Below are 15,369 nucleotides of genomic sequence, written 5' to 3' on the forward strand. Positions count from 1 at the left end.
GGGTTTTGCCGGAGGGAGTAGCTCTAGAAGCTGCTTTTCATCGACAAAACGGTTGTGAGGGGTGCAGCGGGCAACGGTCGTTGTCGGCCACTCATCGCAACAAATCGCAAACCGGCCTCACTAAGGTGTTGCGGCTTGCGGCGGTCTCGAAACACATGTGGAACATGTGTATCGGGGCGCTGCGACGCAATTCAGGCCGGATTTTAGACACAACCTTCGGAGTAAGACCCATGTCTGTCACGATGCGCGAGATGCTGGAAGCCGGCGTCCATTTCGGCCACCAAACCCGCTTCTGGAATCCCAAGATGGCCCCGTATATCTACGGCCATCGCAACAAGATCCACATCATCAACCTCGAGAAGACGCTGCCCGCGTTCAACGATGCGATGAAGTTCATCCGCTCGCTGGCTGCCAAGCGCGGCACGATCCTGATGATCGGCACGAAGCGCCAGGCCCGTGAGTTCATCGCCGCTGAAGCCCAGCGCGCCGGCATGCCCTACGTCGACTCGCGTTGGCTGGGCGGCATGATGACCAACTTCAAGACGGTCAAGACCTCCCTCAAGAACCTGAAGGACATGCAGGCCCAGGTCGATGCCGGCACCCAGCCCGCGATCAAGAAGGAAGCCCTGCTGTTCCAGCGCGACATCGCCAAGCTGGAAAAGAACATCGGCGGCATCCAGGACATGACCGCGCTGCCCGACGCCGTCTTCATCATCGACGTCGGCTATCACAAGATCGCCGTCGCCGAAGCCAAGAAGCTGGGCATTCCCGTCATCGGCGTGGTTGACACCAACCACTCGCCCATCGGCATCGACTACGTCATCCCCGGCAACGACGACTCCGCCAAGGCTGTCGCTCTGTATGCCCGCGCCGTCGCTGACGCCGTGCTGGAAGGCAAGGCCAACGCCACGAACGAAGTGCTGGCTGCTGTCGCCCCCGCCGGCGACGAGTTTGTCGAGGTTTCTGAAGAGGCGTAAGCCCCTTTCGACCCTGCATCTGAAAGGGGCCGCGAGGCCCCTTTTGCCAAACGAAATCTGGAGAACACAAATGGCTGCAATCACTGCAAGCATGGTGGGCGAACTGCGTGCCCGCACCGACGCCCCGATGATGGAGTGCAAGAAGGCACTGACCGAGGCCGAAGGCGACATGGAGCGCGCTGAAGAGATCCTGCGCGTCAAGCTGGGCAACAAGGCCGGCAAGGCCGCCTCGCGCATCACCGCCGAAGGCATCGTGGCCTCGGCCGTGGTCGGTGGCAATGGCGCCCTGATCGAAGTGAACTGCGAGACCGACTTCGTCTCGAAGAACGACGCCTTCCTGGCTTTCGTCAGCGCCCTGGCCGGCCTGGTGGCCGAGCACAACCCGGCCGACGTGGCGGCCCTGTCGGCCCTGCCCCTGTCGCAAGAAGGCTTCGGCCCGACGGTGGAAGACGTGCGCAAGGGCCTGATCGGCAAGATCGGCGAGAACATGTCGATCCGCCGCTTTCAGCGCTACACCGGCTCCAAGCTGGCGACCTACCTGCACGGCACCCGCATCGGCGTGGTCGTCGAGTTCGAAGGTGACGACGTCGCCGCCAAGGACGTGGCCATGCACATCGCCGCCATGAAGCCGGCTGCGCTGTCCAGCGCCGACGTCTCGGCCGATCTGGTCGAGAAGGAGCGCAAGATCGCCACCGAGAAGGCTGCTGAATCCGGCAAGCCGGCCGACATCGTCGCCAAGATGGTCGAAGGCTCGGTGCAGAAGTTCCTGAAGGAAGTCTCCCTGCTGGACCAGGTCTTCGTGAAGGCCGCCGACGGCAAGCAGACCGTGGGCGCCCACCTGAAGGCCGCCAACACGACCGTCAAGGGCTTCACGCTCTACGTCGTGGGCGAAGGCATCGAGAAGAAGGTTGACGACTTCGCAGCCGAAGTGGCCGCCCAGGTGGCAGCTGCCAAGGGTCAGTAAAGACGCTTGCGAAATCGTACGAAATGAAGGGGCGCCAAGTTGGCGCCCTTTAAACTTGCGGCCCACCATAGGCCCCCACTACTGAGGACACCATGCCCGCGTACAAGCGCATCCTGCTCAAGCTCTCCGGTGAAGCCCTGATGGGTGACGACGCCTACGGCATCAATCGCGCGACCATCGTCCGCATGGTGCAGGAGATCAGGGAGATCACGCAGATGGGCGTGGAAGTGGCCGTCGTCATCGGCGGCGGCAACATCTTCCGCGGCGTCGCCGGCGGCTCGGTCGGCATGGACCGCGCCACGGCCGACTACATGGGCATGCTGGCCACGGTGATGAACTCCCTGGCCCTGGCCGACACCATGCGCCAGGAAGGCATGACCGCCCGGGTGATGTCCGCCATCGCCATCGAGCAGGTGGTCGAGCCCTATGTGCGCCCCAAGGCCCTGCAATACCTCGAAGAGGGCAAGGTCGTCGTCTTCGCTGCCGGCACCGGCAACCCCTTCTTCACGACCGACACGGCCGCGGCCCTGCGCGGTGCCGAGATCGGCGCCGAGATCGTGCTGAAGGCCACCAAGGTCGACGGCGTCTACACGGCCGACCCCAAGAAGGATCCCTCCGCCACGCGTTATGCGCGCATCAGTTTCGATGAGGCGATCACGCGCAATCTGCAGGTGATGGACGGCGCCGCCTTCGCGCTGTGCCGCGACCAGAAGCTGCCGATCAAGGTCTTCAGCATCTTCAAGCCCGGTGCTCTGCGCCGCGTGGTGCAGGGCGAGGACGAAGGCACGTTGGTGCACGTCTAATACATTCTCACGAGAGACTGATCATGAGCACTGCTGACATCAAGAAGAACGCCGAGGCCAAGATGGCCAAGTCGGTCGAAGCCCTGAAGAACGAACTGCACAAGATCCGCACCGGCCGTGCCCACCCGGGCATCCTGGATCAGGTCAGCGTCGACTACTACGGCTCCATGGTGCCGATCTCGCAGGTGGCCAACGTGACGCTGCTGGATGCCCGCACCATCTCCGTGCAGCCCTGGGAAAAGGGCATGGGCGCCAAGATCGAGAAGGCCATCCGCGAAAGCGACCTGGGCCTGAACCCCGCGTCCCAGGGCGACCTGATCCGCGTGCCGATGCCGCCGCTGACCGAAGAGCGCCGCCGCGACCTGACCAAGGTCGTGCGCAACACCGGCGAGGACGCCAAGGTGGCCGTGCGCAATCTGCGCCGCGACGCCAACGAACACGCCAAGAAGCTGCTCAAGGACAAGGAGATCGGCGAGGACGACGAGCGTCGCAGCCTCGACGAAGTGCAGAAGCTCACCGACCGGGTGATCAACGAGATCGACAAGCTGATCTCGGGCAAGGAAGCCGAGATCCTCGCGGTTTGAGCGCCGTCCTCATGGCGCAAGACCGCCCGGCGCCGCCGCGCCATGTCGCCATCGTCATGGATGGCAACGGCCGCTGGGCCAAGAAGCGCTTCCTGCCGCGCTTCTTCGGCCACAAGGCCGGTGTGGACAGCCTCGTCAAGGTCGTCCAGGCCTGCATCGACCGCGACATCGAGCATGTCACCGTGTTCGCCTTCTCCAGCGAGAACTGGAAGCGGCCCAGCGACGAGGTGTCCGGCCTGATGGGCCTGGTGCTGGCCGCCGTCAGCCGCTATCTGGCCAAGATGGGCGCCATGGGCGTGCGCATCCGCATCGTGGGCGACCGTGATGCGGTGTCCGACAAGCTGCGCAATGCCTGGAACGAGGCCGAGACCAGCACGGCCCACAACACCAAGCTGACGCTGAACGTCGCCTTCAACTACGGCGGCCGCTGGGACATCGTGCAAGCCTGCAAGAAGGCCATCCAAGCCGGCGTGCCGGCCGACGAGCTGACCGAGGCCAAGCTGTCGGAGTTCATGGCCATGAGCTATGCGCCCGACCCCGACCTCTTCATCCGCACCGGCGGCGAGGTGCGCATCAGCAACTTCCTGCTGTGGCAGGCGGCCTATACCGAATTCGTGTTCTCGGACTGCCTGTGGCCCGAGTTCGGCGAGCGCGAGCTGGACGCGGCGATTGCCGCCTTCCACGAGCGCGACCGTCGCTTCGGCGGCGTCAAGGAAGTACCCGCGGCCTGAGGCCGGAGGCTGCCATGCTGAAGACCCGTGTCATCACCGCCGTCGTGCTGCTGGCCATCCTGCTGCCAGTGCTCTTCCAGGCCTCGCCCTGGCCTTTCGCCTGGGTCACCGTGGTGATGATGGGGGCGGCCGGCTGGGAATGGACGCGCCTCAATGGCCTGCCCGGTACCGGCGCCATCGCCGGTGGCGTGGCCCTGGCCCTGGCCTGCGTCTGGACGCTGCTGCTCGGCGGCCTGAACGCGCCGCCGGCCTGGATCTGGTCGCTGGCCAGCCTGGTCTGGGTGCTGGGCGGCGCCTATGCGCTGCGTGCCGGCCCCACCGGCTGGCCGCGCATTGCCCGTGGCATCCGGCTGGCCCTGGGCGCACTGCTGCTCTGGGGCGCCTGGCTGGCCATCGTGCAGGCCAAGGTGCATGGCATCAACTTCATCCTGTCGGTGTTCTGCCTGGTCTGGATGGCCGACATCGCGGCCTATTTCTGCGGCCGGGCCTTCGGCAAGCGCAAGCTGGCGCCTGCCATCAGCCCCGGCAAGAGCTGGGAAGGCGTCTGGGGCGGCCTGGCCGGCGTCATCCTGCTGGGCTTCGTCTGGGTGCATGTCATCGACGTGAAGCTGGCCGTGGACTCGCCCAGCCTCTACACCCTGCTGGTGCAGCGCCATGGCTGGGTGTCCCTGCTGGCCCTGGTCTTCCTGTCCGCCATGAGCGTCGTCGGCGATCTGTTCGAATCCCTCGTCAAGCGCGCTGTCGGCGCCAAGGACAGCAGCAATCTGCTGCCCGGCCATGGGGGCGTGCTCGACCGCATCGACGCGCTGCTGCCGGTGTTCCCTCTCGCGCTCGCGCTGATCTCGCTATGAACCGCCGCCAACGCGTCTGCGTCCTCGGCTCGACCGGGTCCATCGGCGTCAACACGCTGGACGTCATCGCACGCCACCCGGAGCGCTATGAGATCGTCGCGCTGAGCGCGATGAGCCGCGTCGACGAGTTGCTGGCCCAGTGCCTGAGCCTGCAGCCGCGCTTTGCCGTCATGCCCGAGCGCGAGGCCGCTGCGCGGCTGCGCGAGCGGCTTCGTGAAGCTGGCAGCACGACCGAAGTGCTGGATGGCGCTGGCGCCCTGGCCGACATCGCGGCCCACCCCGACGTCGACACCGTCATGGCGGCCATCGTCGGCGCTGCAGGCCTGGCGCCGGCCATCGCCGCCGCGCGTGCCGGCAAGCGCCTGCTGCTGGCCAACAAGGAGGCCATCGTCGTCGGCGGCGCCCTGTTCATGCAGGCGGTGGAGGAGGGCGGCGCGACGCTGCTGCCCATCGACAGCGAGCATTCGGCCATCTTCCAGTGCCTGCCCGAGGACCGTGCAAGCTGGTCTCAGCGCATCGACCACATCGTCTTGACGGCCTCCGGCGGCCCCTTCCGCACGCGTGACCCCGGGACGCTGGCCGACGTGACGCCGGACCAGGCCTGCGCCCACCCGAACTGGGTCATGGGCCGCAAGATCTCGGTCGATTCGGCCACGATGATGAACAAGGCCCTCGAGGTCATCGAGGCGCGCTGGCTGTTCAATCTCGCGCCGGACCAGATCAAGGTCATCATCCATCCGCAGAGCATCATCCATTCGATGGTGGTCTGCCGCGACCAGTCGGTGCTGGCCCAGCTCGGCACGCCCGACATGCGCGTGCCCATTGCCTACGGCCTGTCCTTCCCCGAGCGCATCACCTCGGGCGCCAGCCGGCTGGACCTGCTGACGACGCCGAACCTCACTTTCGAGGAGGCCGACGCCGTGCGCTTCCCCGGCCTGCACCTGTCCTGGCAAGCCCTCAAGGGCCCCGAGGGCAGCACGACGGTGCTGAATGCCGCCAACGAGGTCGCCGTCGACGCGTTCCTGAACGGCCGGCTGCGCTTTGACCGCATCCACGCGATCAACTCGCAATGCCTGGCCGACCTGCAGCCGGGTGACTGCGGCAGCATCGAGGCGCTGCTCGAGCTGGACGCCCGCACGCGCAAGCATGCGCTGAGCCTGGCATGACCACCCTCATCGCCTTCCTCGTCGCGCTGGCCCTGCTGATCGCGGTCCACGAATGGGGCCACTACCGCGTCGCCCGGGCGTGTGGCGTCAAGGTGCTGCGCTTCTCCATCGGCTTCGGCCGTGTGCTGTGGCGCCGCGTCGACCGCAACGGCACCGAATTCACGCTGAGCGCCCTGCCGCTGGGCGGCTACGTGCGCATGCTGGACGAGCGCGATGGTCCGGTCGCGCCGCAGGAGCTGGAGCAGGCCTTCAACCAGCGCCCCTTGCGCCAGCGCGCGGCCATCGTCGCGGCCGGCCCGGCCGCCAACTGGCTGCTGGCAGCGCTGTTGTTCGCCGCCGTGGCCTGGCTGGGCAGCGAAGTGCCCAAGGCCGTCCTGGGCACGCCGCCGGCCGGCTCGCTGGCCGAGCGCGCCGGCGTGCATGCCGGCCACTGGGTCAAGGCGGTGTCCAGCGACGGCCAGCAATGGCAGGACGTCGAGTCCCTGGTGGACCTGCAGGGCGCCGTCGCGCGCGCCCAGGCCCTGGGCGAAACCCTGCACCTGTCGGTCACCGAGGGCCAGGGGCATTCGGCCCGCAGCCTGCGCCTGGAGACGGAGAGCCTGGCCGGCCGCGCGCCCGATGCGCGGCTGTTCGGCGACATCGGCCTGGTGCCGCTGGCCGAGCCGGTGATCCGCCAGGTGGCCCCCGGCGGCCCTGGTGCTGCCGCCGGGCTGATGGCAGGCGATCGCGTGCTGTCCGTCGATGGCCAGGCCGTGCCGGATGCATCCTTCCTGCGCGACCTCATCCGCCGCGCCCATGACGGCGAGCAGCCGCGCACCATGCTGTGGCGCGTCGAGCGGGCCGGCCAGGTCGTCGAGCTCAAGCCCACGCCGCGCCTCGTCGATGAACAGGGCAGGCGGGTCGGCCGGCTCGAGATCGTGCCCAGCGCCCAGCCTGAAAGGGTGTTCGTCAGCTATGGCTTCGTCGACGGCCTCTGGCGCGGCGTGGCGCAGAGCTGGGACATGGCCGTCACGACCGTCAGGCTGCTGGGCCGCATGCTGGTGGGCGAGGCTTCGGTAAAGAATCTCGGCGGGCCCCTCGCCATCGCCGATGCCGCAGGACAATCCGCGCGCGCCGGCTTCGTGCCTTACCTTGAATTTCTTGCCAGGATCTCCCTCGGATTGGCGGTGCTGAACCTGCTGCCGCTGCCAATGCTCGATGGCGGGCACCTCATGTATCATCTTTTTGAGGGTCTGAGCGGCCGCCCCGTCTCCGAATGGTGGCAACGGCAACTGCAGCGCGCAGGCGCGCTGATCCTGGTGCTGATGATGGCCTTGGCCTTTACCAACGACATTGCTTCCCGTCTGACGGGCTGGCACTGACACTGAAACTCCCCGGTTCCCATGTCCTTTTCTTTCAGTTCGGGAGCATCGCTGCGCCCCTCAGTCCTGGCTTTGGCTCTCGCGGGGATGTTCCAGATGAGCGCAGCCTGGGCGGTCGACCCCTTCGTGCTGAAGGACATCCGCGTCGAAGGCCTGCAGCGCACCGACCCGGGCACCGTGTTCGCGTCGCTGCCCTTCCGCATCGGCGACACCTACAACGATGAAAAAGGCGCCGCCGCCCTGCGCGCCCTGTTTGCCACCGGCCTGTTCAAGGACGTGCGCATCAGCATCGATGGCAATGCCGTCGTCGTCATCATCGACGAGCGCCCCATCATCGCCAACGTCAACTTCGTCGGCCTGAAGGAGTTCGACACCGAAGCCCTGACCAAGTCGCTGAAGGACGTCGGCATCGGCGAAGGCAAGCCCTTCGACAAGGCCCTGGCCGACCGCGCCGAGCAGGAGCTCAAGCGCCAGTACCTCACGCGCAGCCTCTACGGCGCCGAGGTCACGACGACGATCACGCCTATCGAGCGCAACCGCGTCAACGTCAGCTTCAACGTGACCGAGGGCGAGCCGGCCAAGATCGCCGAGATCCGCATCCTGGGCAGCAAGGTGTTCTCCGAAAGCACGCTGCAGGGCCTGCTGGAGCAGACGACGACCGGCTGGCTGACCTGGTACACCAAGACCGACCGCTATTCGCGCGCCAAGCTGAACGCGGACCTGGAAACCATCCGCAGCTACTACCTGAACCGCGGCTACCTCGAGTTCGCCGTCACCTCCACGCAGGTGACGATCTCGCCGGACAAGCAGAGCATCAGCATCGCCATCACGGTCAGCGAAGGCCAGCCCTACACCGTCACCGGCGTCAAGCTGGAAGGCGAATACCTGGGCCGCGAGGAAGACTTCAAGCACCTCGTCTTTCTGAAGCCCGGCCAGCCCTACCAGGGCGAGCTGGTGGCCAACACCACGCGCGCCTTCAGCGACCTGTTCGGCACCTATGGCTATGCCTTTGCCCGCGTCGACAGCCGGCCCGACATCAACCGCGAAACCGGCCAGGTCGTGGTCACCTTCGTCGCCGAGCCGCAGCGCCGCGTCTATGTGCGCAAGGTCATCCTGTCGGGCAATTCGCGCACGCGGGACGAAGTCATCCGCCGCGAGTTCCGCCAGTTCGAAGCCGCCTGGTACGACGGCCAGAAGATCAAGGCCTCGCGCGACCGCGTGGAGCGCCTGGGCTATTTCAAGGACAAGGAAGTCTCCATCGACACCCAGGAGGTGCCGGGCGCCCAGGACCAGGTCGATGTCATCCTGACGGTCGTCGAGCGCCCCACCGGCGCCATCACGGTCGGTGCCGGCTACTCCAGCCAGACCAAGCTGTCCTTCACCGGCTCCATCCGCCAGGACAACGTCTTCGGCTCGGGCAACTACCTGGGCATCGACGTGGCGACGGCGCGCACCGGCCGCCAGCTGCAGGTCAGCACGGTCGACCCCTATTTCACGGTCGACGGCGTGTCGCGCTCGCTGGACGTCTTCTACCGCACGACCCGTCCGATCAACTCGCTGGGCGAGGAGTACCAGTACGTCACCAAGGGCGGCGCGATCCGCTTCGGCGTGCCCTTCTCGGAAGTCGACACCGTCTTCTTCGGCGTCGGCTACGAGCAGACCGACATCACGACGTCCAAGGGCCTGCCCAACAGCTATCTGCTGTTCGTCAACCAGTTCGGCCAGCGCAGCGATTCCATCCCGCTGACCATCGGCTGGCAGCGCGACAGCCGCGACAGCATCATCTCGCCGCTGAAGGGCCGCTACCAGCGCGTCAACGTCGAGACCAGCGCCATCGGCGACGCCCAGTTCGCGCGGATCAACCTGCAGTACCAGCAGTACTTCGAGGTCACCAACAAGATCACGCTGGGCATCAACAGCGAACTTGGCTGGGGCGTGGGCCTGGGCGGCAAGCCCTATCCCATCTTCAAGAACTTCTACGGCGGCGGCCTGGGCTCGGTGCGCGTCTTCGAGGCCGGCTCGCTCGGCCCGGTGGACCCGACCGGCTCCTACATCGGCGGCAACCGCCGCTTCAACACCAACGCCGAGCTCTACCTGCCGGTGCCCGGCAGCGGCAATGACAAGAGCTTCCGCATCTTCGGCTTCGCCGACATCGGCGGCGTCTGGGGGCCTGGCGCCAAGCTCAACTGGAACACGCTGACCAGCACCCGGGAGAACGAAGGCCGCGACATGCTGCGCGTGTCGGCCGGTATCGGCCTGTCCTGGATCTCGCCCATGGGCCCGCTGCGCCTGAGCTATGGCAAACCGATCCGCAAGGCGCGGACGGATAGAATCGAAAAATTCCAATTCCAGATCGGGACTGCATTCTGATGATGAGCAAGCTCTTGCAATCGATGGCCCTGGCCGCGTCGATGATGATGGCCACCACGGTGGTGCAAGCCCAGGAACTGAAGATCGGCTACGTCAACAGCGAGCGCGTGCTGCGCGACTCCAACCTGGCCAAGGCTGCCCAGAGCAAGCTGGAAGCCGAATTCAGCAAGCGCGAGAAGGATCTGGTTGCTCTCGAAACCAGGCTCCGTGGCGCGGCCGCCCAGCTCGACAAGGATTCCCCGACCTTGTCCGAAGCCGAGCGCAATCGCCGCCAGCGCGACGTGATCGAGCAGGACCGCGATCTGCAGCGCAAGAAGCGCGAGTATCAGGAAGACGTGAATTCGCGTCGCAACGAGGAAATGCAGGTCATGGTCGAGAAGGCCAACAAGGTCATCAAGCAGATCTTCGACGCCGACAAGTACGACCTGATCCTGCAGGATGCCATCCACGCCAGCGCCAAGATCGACATCACGAAGAAGGTGATCGACGCGCTGAACGCGCAGAAGTAAGCCGGGCCCGCCATGAGCTCGACAAACGTCGTGCTCTCCGACCTGATCGCCGCCTTGGGCGGCGATTTGCTTGGTGGGTCCGACATCCGCATCGCCCGCATTGCGCCGCTGGATGAAGCGGACGGCGAAAGCATCAGCTTCCTCGCCAACCCGCGCTACCAGGCCCAGCTCGCCACGACCGCCGCGGCCTGCGTCATCGTGTCGCCGTCCATGGCGGAAGCAGCCGCTGCGCGCGGCGCGGCCATCGTCACGCCCGACCCCTATCTCTACTTCGCCCGGCTGACGCAGTGGTGGGCGGCACGCACGCGTCCCGCGCCCAGGGCCGGTGTGCATGCCAGCGCCATCGTGTCGCCCGACGCCAAGCTGGGCAAGGGCGTCGAGATCGGCCCGCTGGCCGTCATCGAGGCCGGTGCCGTCATCGGTGACCATGCCCGCATCGGCGCTCACAGCGTCGTCGAGCGCGAGGCCAAGGTCGGCGCGCACACGCGGCTCGCGCCGCGCGTCGTGCTGGGCTATGGCTGCCGCATCGGCGCGCGCGGCCTGGTGCACAGCGGCGCCGTCATCGGCGCCGACGGCTTCGGCTTCGCGCCGTCCAAGCAGGGCTACGTGAAGATCGAGCAGCTCGGCAACGTGAGCATCGGCGACGACGTCGAGATCGGCGCCAACACCTGCATCGACCGCGGCGCGCTGGCCGACACCGTCATCGAGGACGGCGTCAAGCTCGACAACCAGATCCAGATCGCCCACAACGTGCACATCGGCCGCAACACGGCCATGGCAGGCTGCGCGGCCGTCGCCGGCTCGACGCGCATCGGTGCCAACTGCACCATCGGCGGCGCTGCCAACATCATCGGCCACCTGGTCATCGTGGACGGCGTGCACATCTCCGCCGCGACGACCGTGACCCGCAGCATCAGCGAGCCCGGCGTCTACAGCGGCCCCTATCCCTTCGAAGAGAATTCGAGCTGGCAGAAGAACGCGGCCACCCTGCGCCAGCTCAGCACCCTGCGCGAACGCGTGCGCGCGCTGGAGAAGAAATGAACGACGAAACGACGACCCCGACCCCATCGACCGCCATTCCGACGACGATGGACATCCACGACATCCTGAAGCGCCTGCCGCATCGCTACCCCATCCTGCTGGTCGACCGCGTCGTCGAGCTGGTCAAGGGTGAACGCATCCGCGCGATCAAGAACGTCTCCATCAACGAGCCCTTCTTCCTCGGCCACTTCCCGCACCGCCCGGTCATGCCCGGCGTGCTCATCCTCGAAGCTCTCGCTCAGGCGGCGACGCTGCTGGCCATCGAGAGCGTGGGCATCACGCTGGACGAGAAGTCGGTCGTCTACTTCGCCGGCATCGATGGCGCGCGCTTCAAGCGCCCCGTCGAACCCGGCGACCAGCTCGTGCTGGAAGTGACCCTGGGCCGTGCCAAGGCGGGCATCTACAAGTTCACCGCCCGTGCGCTGGTGGGCGACCAGCTCGCCGCCGAGGCCGAGCTGATGTGCACGATGCGCCGCATCGAAGCCTGATGAGCATCCACCCGACCGCCATCATCGACCCCGCCGCCGAGCTGGACTCGTCGGTCACGGTCGGTGCCTATTCGCTGATCGGCCCGCATGTGAAGATCGCGGCGGGCACGAAGGTGGGGCCGCATGTGGTCATCGAAGGCCACACGACCATCGGCCGCGACAACACCTTCTTCCAGTTCAGCTCCATCGGCGCGGCGAACCAGGACAAGAAGTACGCCGGCGAACCGACGACCCTGGTCATTGGCGACCGCAACACCATCCGCGAGTTCTGCACGCTGAACATCGGCACGGTGCAGGATCGCGGCGAGACGACGCTGGGCAACGACAACTGGATCATGGCCTACTGCCATCTGGCCCACGACGTCGTCATCGGCAACGAATGCGTGCTGGCCAACAACGCGACGCTGGCGGGGCATGTGCAGGTGGGCGACCACGTCACCATCGGCGGCCTGACCGGCATCCTGCAGCGCATGCGCATCGGCGACCACGCCATGATCGGCTTCCAGGCCCATGTGGCCCAGGACGTGCCGCCCTTCATGACGGTGGACGGCAATCCGCTGGCCGCGCGAGCCGTCAACGTCGTCGGCCTCAAGCGCCGCGATTTCAGCGCCGAGCGCATTGGCGTCATCCGCCAGATCTACAAGCTGCTCTACCGCAGCGGCCTCACGCTGGAGGAGGCCAAGGCGGCCATCACGGCGTTGAAGGGTGCCGAGGGTGGTGCTGCTGATGGCGACGTCGACAACATGCTGAACTTCCTCGCCGCCTCCACCCGCGGCATCGTCAGGTAGTGATGCCCCTCGTCCAAGGTGGACCTTGGCCGGTCCCCCGAGGGGACGGCGATGCTCGCCGGATCGACCGGCAAGCACATCGCCTGAGCGGGCCGGCTCGGGAGCGGCCCAGCGCTCGGCCCGCAAGCCTCTTTCCTCGCGGGAGGAACTGACATGCCAACAGCGCCCCGCCTCGGCATGGTGGCCGGCGAGGCCAGCGGCGACCTGCTGGCCGGCCTGCTGCTGCAGGGCCTGCGCGCGCGCTGGCCCGAGCTGACCTCGCAGGGCATCGGCGGCCCCAGGATGATCGCCCAGGGCTTCGAGACCTGGTGGCCGCACAGCAAGCTGTCCATCTTCGGCTACGTCGATGCGCTGCTGAACATCCGCGAGCTGCTGTCCATCCGCAAGCAGCTCGGCACACGGCTCATCTCGAACCGGCCCGATGTCTTCATCGGCGTCGACGCGCCCGACTTCAACTTCGGCCTGGAGACCCGGCTGCGCGAGGCCGGCATCAAGACGGTCCACTTCGTCTGCCCGTCCATCTGGGCCTGGCGGCCCGAGCGCGTCGTCAAGATCAAGGCGGCGGCCGACCATGTGCTCTGCCTCTTCCCCTTCGAGCCCGAGATCCTGAACCAGGCCGGCATCGGCGCGACCTATGTCGGCCACCCGCTGGCCGACGCCATCCCCATGGAGGCGCCGCGGGCGGCCTCTCGCGAGGCCTTGAAGCTGTCGGAAGCCGACACCGTCATCGCGCTGCTGCCCGGCAGCCGCAAGAGCGAGATCAACTACATCGCGCCGGCGCTGATCGGCGCTGCCAGGTTGATGGCCCGGCCCGGCCGGCGCTTCGTGATGCCCGTCGTGCCGGGCTTGCGCCAGCTGGTGGAGCCGATGCTGGGTGGCGCGGACATCCAGCTCATCGACGGCCAGTCCCATACGGCGCTGGCGGCCTGCGACCTGACCCTGGTGGCCAGCGGCACGGCCACGCTGGAGGCGGCGCTGTTCAAGCGCCCCATGGTCATCGCCTACCGCATGAATGCGCTGAACTGGTGGCGCATGAAGGGGCGCGGCCTGCAGCCCTGGGTGGGCCTGCCCAATATCCTGGCGCGAGAGTTCCTCGTGCCCGAACTGATCCAGGATGCCTGCACGCCCGAGAGTCTCGCCCGCGAAGCCGAGGCCCTGCTCGCCGATGCGCCGCGCCGGGCCGTCCTGCACGACCGCTTTGTCCAACTGCATGAGCTGCTGCGGCAAGACACCGCGCGGCGCGCCAGCGATGCGATCGCGAGCCTCATCGGTGCCTGAACAGGTGACCCTCGACTGGACACCGCCCGGTCTCGTCGCCGGCGTGGACGAGGCCGGCCGCGGGCCGCTGGCTGGCCCGGTGTTCGCGGCCGCCGTCATCCTGGACGATCTGCAGCCCATCAAGGGCCTGGCCGACTCCAAGGCGCTGACAGCTGCCAAACGCGCCAAGCTCTATGACGAGATCCGTGCCAAGGCTCTGTGCTGCTGCATCGCGCATGCCACGACCGAGGAGATCGACCAGATCAACATCCTGCAGGCCACCATGCTGGCCATGCAGCGTGCCGTGCACGGCCTGCGGCTGAAGCCCGTGCTGGTTCGCATCGACGGCAACCGCCTGCCCGTGCTGCCGATGGCCGCCGAGGCCATCGTGAAGGGCGACGCGACCGTGCAGGCCATCTCGGCTGCGTCCATCCTCGCCAAGGTCGCCCGCGACCTGTTCTGCGAGCAGATGCATGAGAGCCATCCGCAGTACGGCTTCGCCACGCACAAGGGCTATGGCACGCCCGAGCACCTGGCCGCGCTGAAGCAGCACGGCGCCAGCCCCTGGCACCGCCGCAGCTTTGCCCCAGTGCGTGAGGTTTGCATCGACGTGACCATCAACCCGCTGGCATGAAGCTCGACCACATCACCTCGCGCGACAACCCGGCCCTGGTGCGCCTGCGCAAGCTCGCGACCGAGCCCGGTGGCTACCGCAAGACCGGCAGCGTCTGGATCGAGGGGGACCACCTGCTGCGCGCGGCGCTGCAGCGTGGATGGACGCCCTCGTTGGTGGTGCTGACCGAGGTCGCGATGCAGGACGCGGAGCTGGCGGCCCTGGCCGAATCCGCACCGCGTGCCCTGGTCGTGCCGACGGCGCTGTTCAAGGGCCTCAGCGGCCTGGAGTCGCCGGCGCAGATCGGCGCCGAGTTGAGCCTGCCCGAGGTCGCGGCCATCGACGCGAACGTGGCCAGCGTGGTGCTGGATCGCCTGCAGGACGCCGGCAATGTCGGCGCCATCCTGCGCAGCGCGGCAGCCTTTGGCGTGCGCCAGGTGCTGGCGATCAAGGGCACGGCCGCGCTGTGGTCGCCCAAGGTGGTCAGGGCCGGGCAGGGCGCCCACTTTGGCTTGCGCCTGGTCGAAGGTCTGTCGGTGTCGGATCTGCAAGCGCTGGCGGTGCCGCTGGTGGCCACCAGCTCCCACCAAAGCCAGCCCCTGCACCGCGTGGCGCTGCCGTCGCCCTGTGCCTGGGTCATGGGCCATGAAGGCCAGGGCGTTTCAGACGAGCTGATGGCCCTTTGCGCTCTGCGTGTCGGAATTCCCCAGCCGGGCGGCGAGGAATCTCTGAATGTCGCGGCGGCCGCGGCGATCTGCCTGTACGAGAGCGAGCGGCGCAAGGGCTGAGCGTGCTCGTCCCCGGGGATGAGGGGGCTGGCGGGCCGGTTACACGGACAGCATCCCCGAAAATTCGTCCGCCTCGAT

At 67.1% G+C, this 15,369-nt stretch carries 16 protein-coding genes; all 16 read left to right on the forward strand.

The window, feature by feature from the left end; all coding sequences use genetic code 11:
- The first annotated feature begins 230 nt into the window (after positions 1-230).
- Positions 231-977 (forward strand): 30S ribosomal protein S2, encoded by a 747-nt coding sequence (rpsB, locus tag AC07OY_RS05290; protein WP_119045456.1) that lies wholly within the window; start codon positions 231-233, stop codon positions 975-977.
- Between the two features lie 70 nt (positions 978-1,047).
- Positions 1,048-1,941, forward strand: a complete 894-nt coding sequence (gene tsf / locus AC07OY_RS05295) for a translation elongation factor Ts (RefSeq protein WP_495041469.1) — start codon at positions 1,048-1,050, stop codon at positions 1,939-1,941.
- A gap of 92 nt (positions 1,942-2,033) precedes the next feature.
- On the forward strand, positions 2,034-2,744 hold the full coding sequence (gene pyrH / locus AC07OY_RS05300) for a UMP kinase (RefSeq protein WP_495041470.1): 711 nt from the start codon (positions 2,034-2,036) through the stop codon (positions 2,742-2,744).
- A gap of 23 nt (positions 2,745-2,767) precedes the next feature.
- Positions 2,768-3,328 (forward strand): ribosome recycling factor, encoded by a 561-nt coding sequence (gene frr / locus AC07OY_RS05305; protein ID WP_495041471.1) that lies wholly within the window; start codon positions 2,768-2,770, stop codon positions 3,326-3,328.
- 11 nt (positions 3,329-3,339) lie between these two features.
- A complete protein-coding gene (gene uppS / locus AC07OY_RS05310) occupies positions 3,340-4,059 on the forward strand; it encodes a polyprenyl diphosphate synthase (protein ID WP_495041979.1) in 720 nt (239 codons plus the stop codon).
- 14 nt (positions 4,060-4,073) lie between these two features.
- Complete coding sequence (locus AC07OY_RS05315; protein WP_495041472.1) at positions 4,074-4,910, forward strand: phosphatidate cytidylyltransferase; 837 nt, start codon at positions 4,074-4,076, stop codon at positions 4,908-4,910.
- Positions 4,907-6,076, forward strand: coding sequence for a 1-deoxy-D-xylulose-5-phosphate reductoisomerase (gene ispC / locus AC07OY_RS05320; RefSeq protein ID WP_495041473.1), 1,170 nt, complete (start codon positions 4,907-4,909; stop codon positions 6,074-6,076). The genes AC07OY_RS05315 and ispC overlap by 4 nt, the downstream gene beginning before the upstream one ends.
- On the forward strand, positions 6,073-7,437 hold the full coding sequence (rseP, locus tag AC07OY_RS05325) for an RIP metalloprotease RseP (protein ID WP_495041474.1): 1,365 nt from the start codon (positions 6,073-6,075) through the stop codon (positions 7,435-7,437). Before ispC ends, rseP begins: the two co-directional genes overlap by 4 nt.
- Before the next feature lie 21 nt (positions 7,438-7,458).
- Entirely contained in the window at positions 7,459-9,807 is a 2,349-nt protein-coding gene (gene bamA, locus AC07OY_RS05330) for an outer membrane protein assembly factor BamA (protein WP_495041475.1), read from the forward strand.
- Positions 9,807-10,316 (forward strand): OmpH/Skp family outer membrane protein, encoded by a 510-nt coding sequence (locus AC07OY_RS05335; RefSeq protein ID WP_495041476.1) that lies wholly within the window; start codon positions 9,807-9,809, stop codon positions 10,314-10,316. Before bamA ends, AC07OY_RS05335 begins: the two co-directional genes overlap by 1 nt.
- A gap of 12 nt (positions 10,317-10,328) precedes the next feature.
- The gene (lpxD, locus tag AC07OY_RS05340; RefSeq protein WP_495041477.1) at positions 10,329-11,357 is read left to right on the forward strand and encodes a UDP-3-O-(3-hydroxymyristoyl)glucosamine N-acyltransferase; all 1,029 of its coding nucleotides are present in this window, start codon (positions 10,329-10,331) and stop codon (positions 11,355-11,357) included.
- Complete coding sequence (gene fabZ / locus AC07OY_RS05345; protein WP_495041478.1) at positions 11,354-11,845, forward strand: 3-hydroxyacyl-ACP dehydratase FabZ; 492 nt, start codon at positions 11,354-11,356, stop codon at positions 11,843-11,845. The genes lpxD and fabZ overlap by 4 nt, the downstream gene beginning before the upstream one ends.
- Positions 11,845-12,633, forward strand: a complete 789-nt coding sequence (gene lpxA, locus AC07OY_RS05350; RefSeq protein ID WP_495041479.1) for an acyl-ACP--UDP-N-acetylglucosamine O-acyltransferase — start codon at positions 11,845-11,847, stop codon at positions 12,631-12,633. The genes fabZ and lpxA overlap by 1 nt, the downstream gene beginning before the upstream one ends.
- Before the next feature lie 153 nt (positions 12,634-12,786).
- Positions 12,787-13,911 (forward strand): lipid-A-disaccharide synthase, encoded by a 1,125-nt coding sequence (gene lpxB, locus AC07OY_RS05355; RefSeq protein ID WP_495041480.1) that lies wholly within the window; start codon positions 12,787-12,789, stop codon positions 13,909-13,911.
- Positions 13,883-14,524: a ribonuclease HII gene (gene rnhB / locus AC07OY_RS05360; protein WP_495041481.1), complete on the forward strand. Its 642-nt coding sequence runs from the start codon at positions 13,883-13,885 to the stop codon at positions 14,522-14,524. The genes lpxB and rnhB overlap by 29 nt, the downstream gene beginning before the upstream one ends.
- Positions 14,521-15,291 (forward strand): TrmH family RNA methyltransferase, encoded by a 771-nt coding sequence (locus AC07OY_RS05365; RefSeq protein WP_495041482.1) that lies wholly within the window; start codon positions 14,521-14,523, stop codon positions 15,289-15,291. Before rnhB ends, AC07OY_RS05365 begins: the two co-directional genes overlap by 4 nt.
- Positions 15,292-15,369: the final 78 nt, after the last annotated feature.

It is taken from the genome of Roseateles sp. GW821-FHT09H10 (genome assembly GCF_059415865.1).

Excerpts from the sequence above, each read along its gene's own strand:
- rpsB (WP_119045456.1), top strand. The coding sequence starts at position 231 with ATGTCTGTCACGATGCGCGAGATGCTGGAAGCCGGCGTCCATTTCGGC.
- tsf (WP_495041469.1), top strand. The coding sequence starts at position 1,048 with ATGGCTGCAATCACTGCAAGCATGGTGGGCGAACTGCGTGCCCGCACC.
- pyrH (WP_495041470.1), top strand. The coding sequence starts at position 2,034 with ATGCCCGCGTACAAGCGCATCCTGCTCAAGCTCTCCGGTGAAGCCCTG.
- frr (WP_495041471.1), top strand. The coding sequence starts at position 2,768 with ATGAGCACTGCTGACATCAAGAAGAACGCCGAGGCCAAGATGGCCAAG.
- uppS (WP_495041979.1), top strand. The coding sequence starts at position 3,340 with ATGGCGCAAGACCGCCCGGCGCCGCCGCGCCATGTCGCCATCGTCATG.
- AC07OY_RS05315 (WP_495041472.1), top strand. The coding sequence starts at position 4,074 with ATGCTGAAGACCCGTGTCATCACCGCCGTCGTGCTGCTGGCCATCCTG.
- ispC (WP_495041473.1), top strand. The coding sequence starts at position 4,907 with ATGAACCGCCGCCAACGCGTCTGCGTCCTCGGCTCGACCGGGTCCATC.
- rseP (WP_495041474.1), top strand. The coding sequence starts at position 6,073 with ATGACCACCCTCATCGCCTTCCTCGTCGCGCTGGCCCTGCTGATCGCG.
- bamA (WP_495041475.1), top strand. The coding sequence starts at position 7,459 with ATGTCCTTTTCTTTCAGTTCGGGAGCATCGCTGCGCCCCTCAGTCCTG.
- AC07OY_RS05335 (WP_495041476.1), top strand. The coding sequence starts at position 9,807 with ATGATGAGCAAGCTCTTGCAATCGATGGCCCTGGCCGCGTCGATGATG.
- lpxD (WP_495041477.1), top strand. The coding sequence starts at position 10,329 with ATGAGCTCGACAAACGTCGTGCTCTCCGACCTGATCGCCGCCTTGGGC.
- fabZ (WP_495041478.1), top strand. The coding sequence starts at position 11,354 with ATGAACGACGAAACGACGACCCCGACCCCATCGACCGCCATTCCGACG.
- lpxA (WP_495041479.1), top strand. The coding sequence starts at position 11,845 with ATGAGCATCCACCCGACCGCCATCATCGACCCCGCCGCCGAGCTGGAC.
- lpxB (WP_495041480.1), top strand. The coding sequence starts at position 12,787 with ATGCCAACAGCGCCCCGCCTCGGCATGGTGGCCGGCGAGGCCAGCGGC.
- rnhB (WP_495041481.1), top strand. The coding sequence starts at position 13,883 with ATGCGATCGCGAGCCTCATCGGTGCCTGAACAGGTGACCCTCGACTGG.
- AC07OY_RS05365 (WP_495041482.1), top strand. The coding sequence starts at position 14,521 with ATGAAGCTCGACCACATCACCTCGCGCGACAACCCGGCCCTGGTGCGC.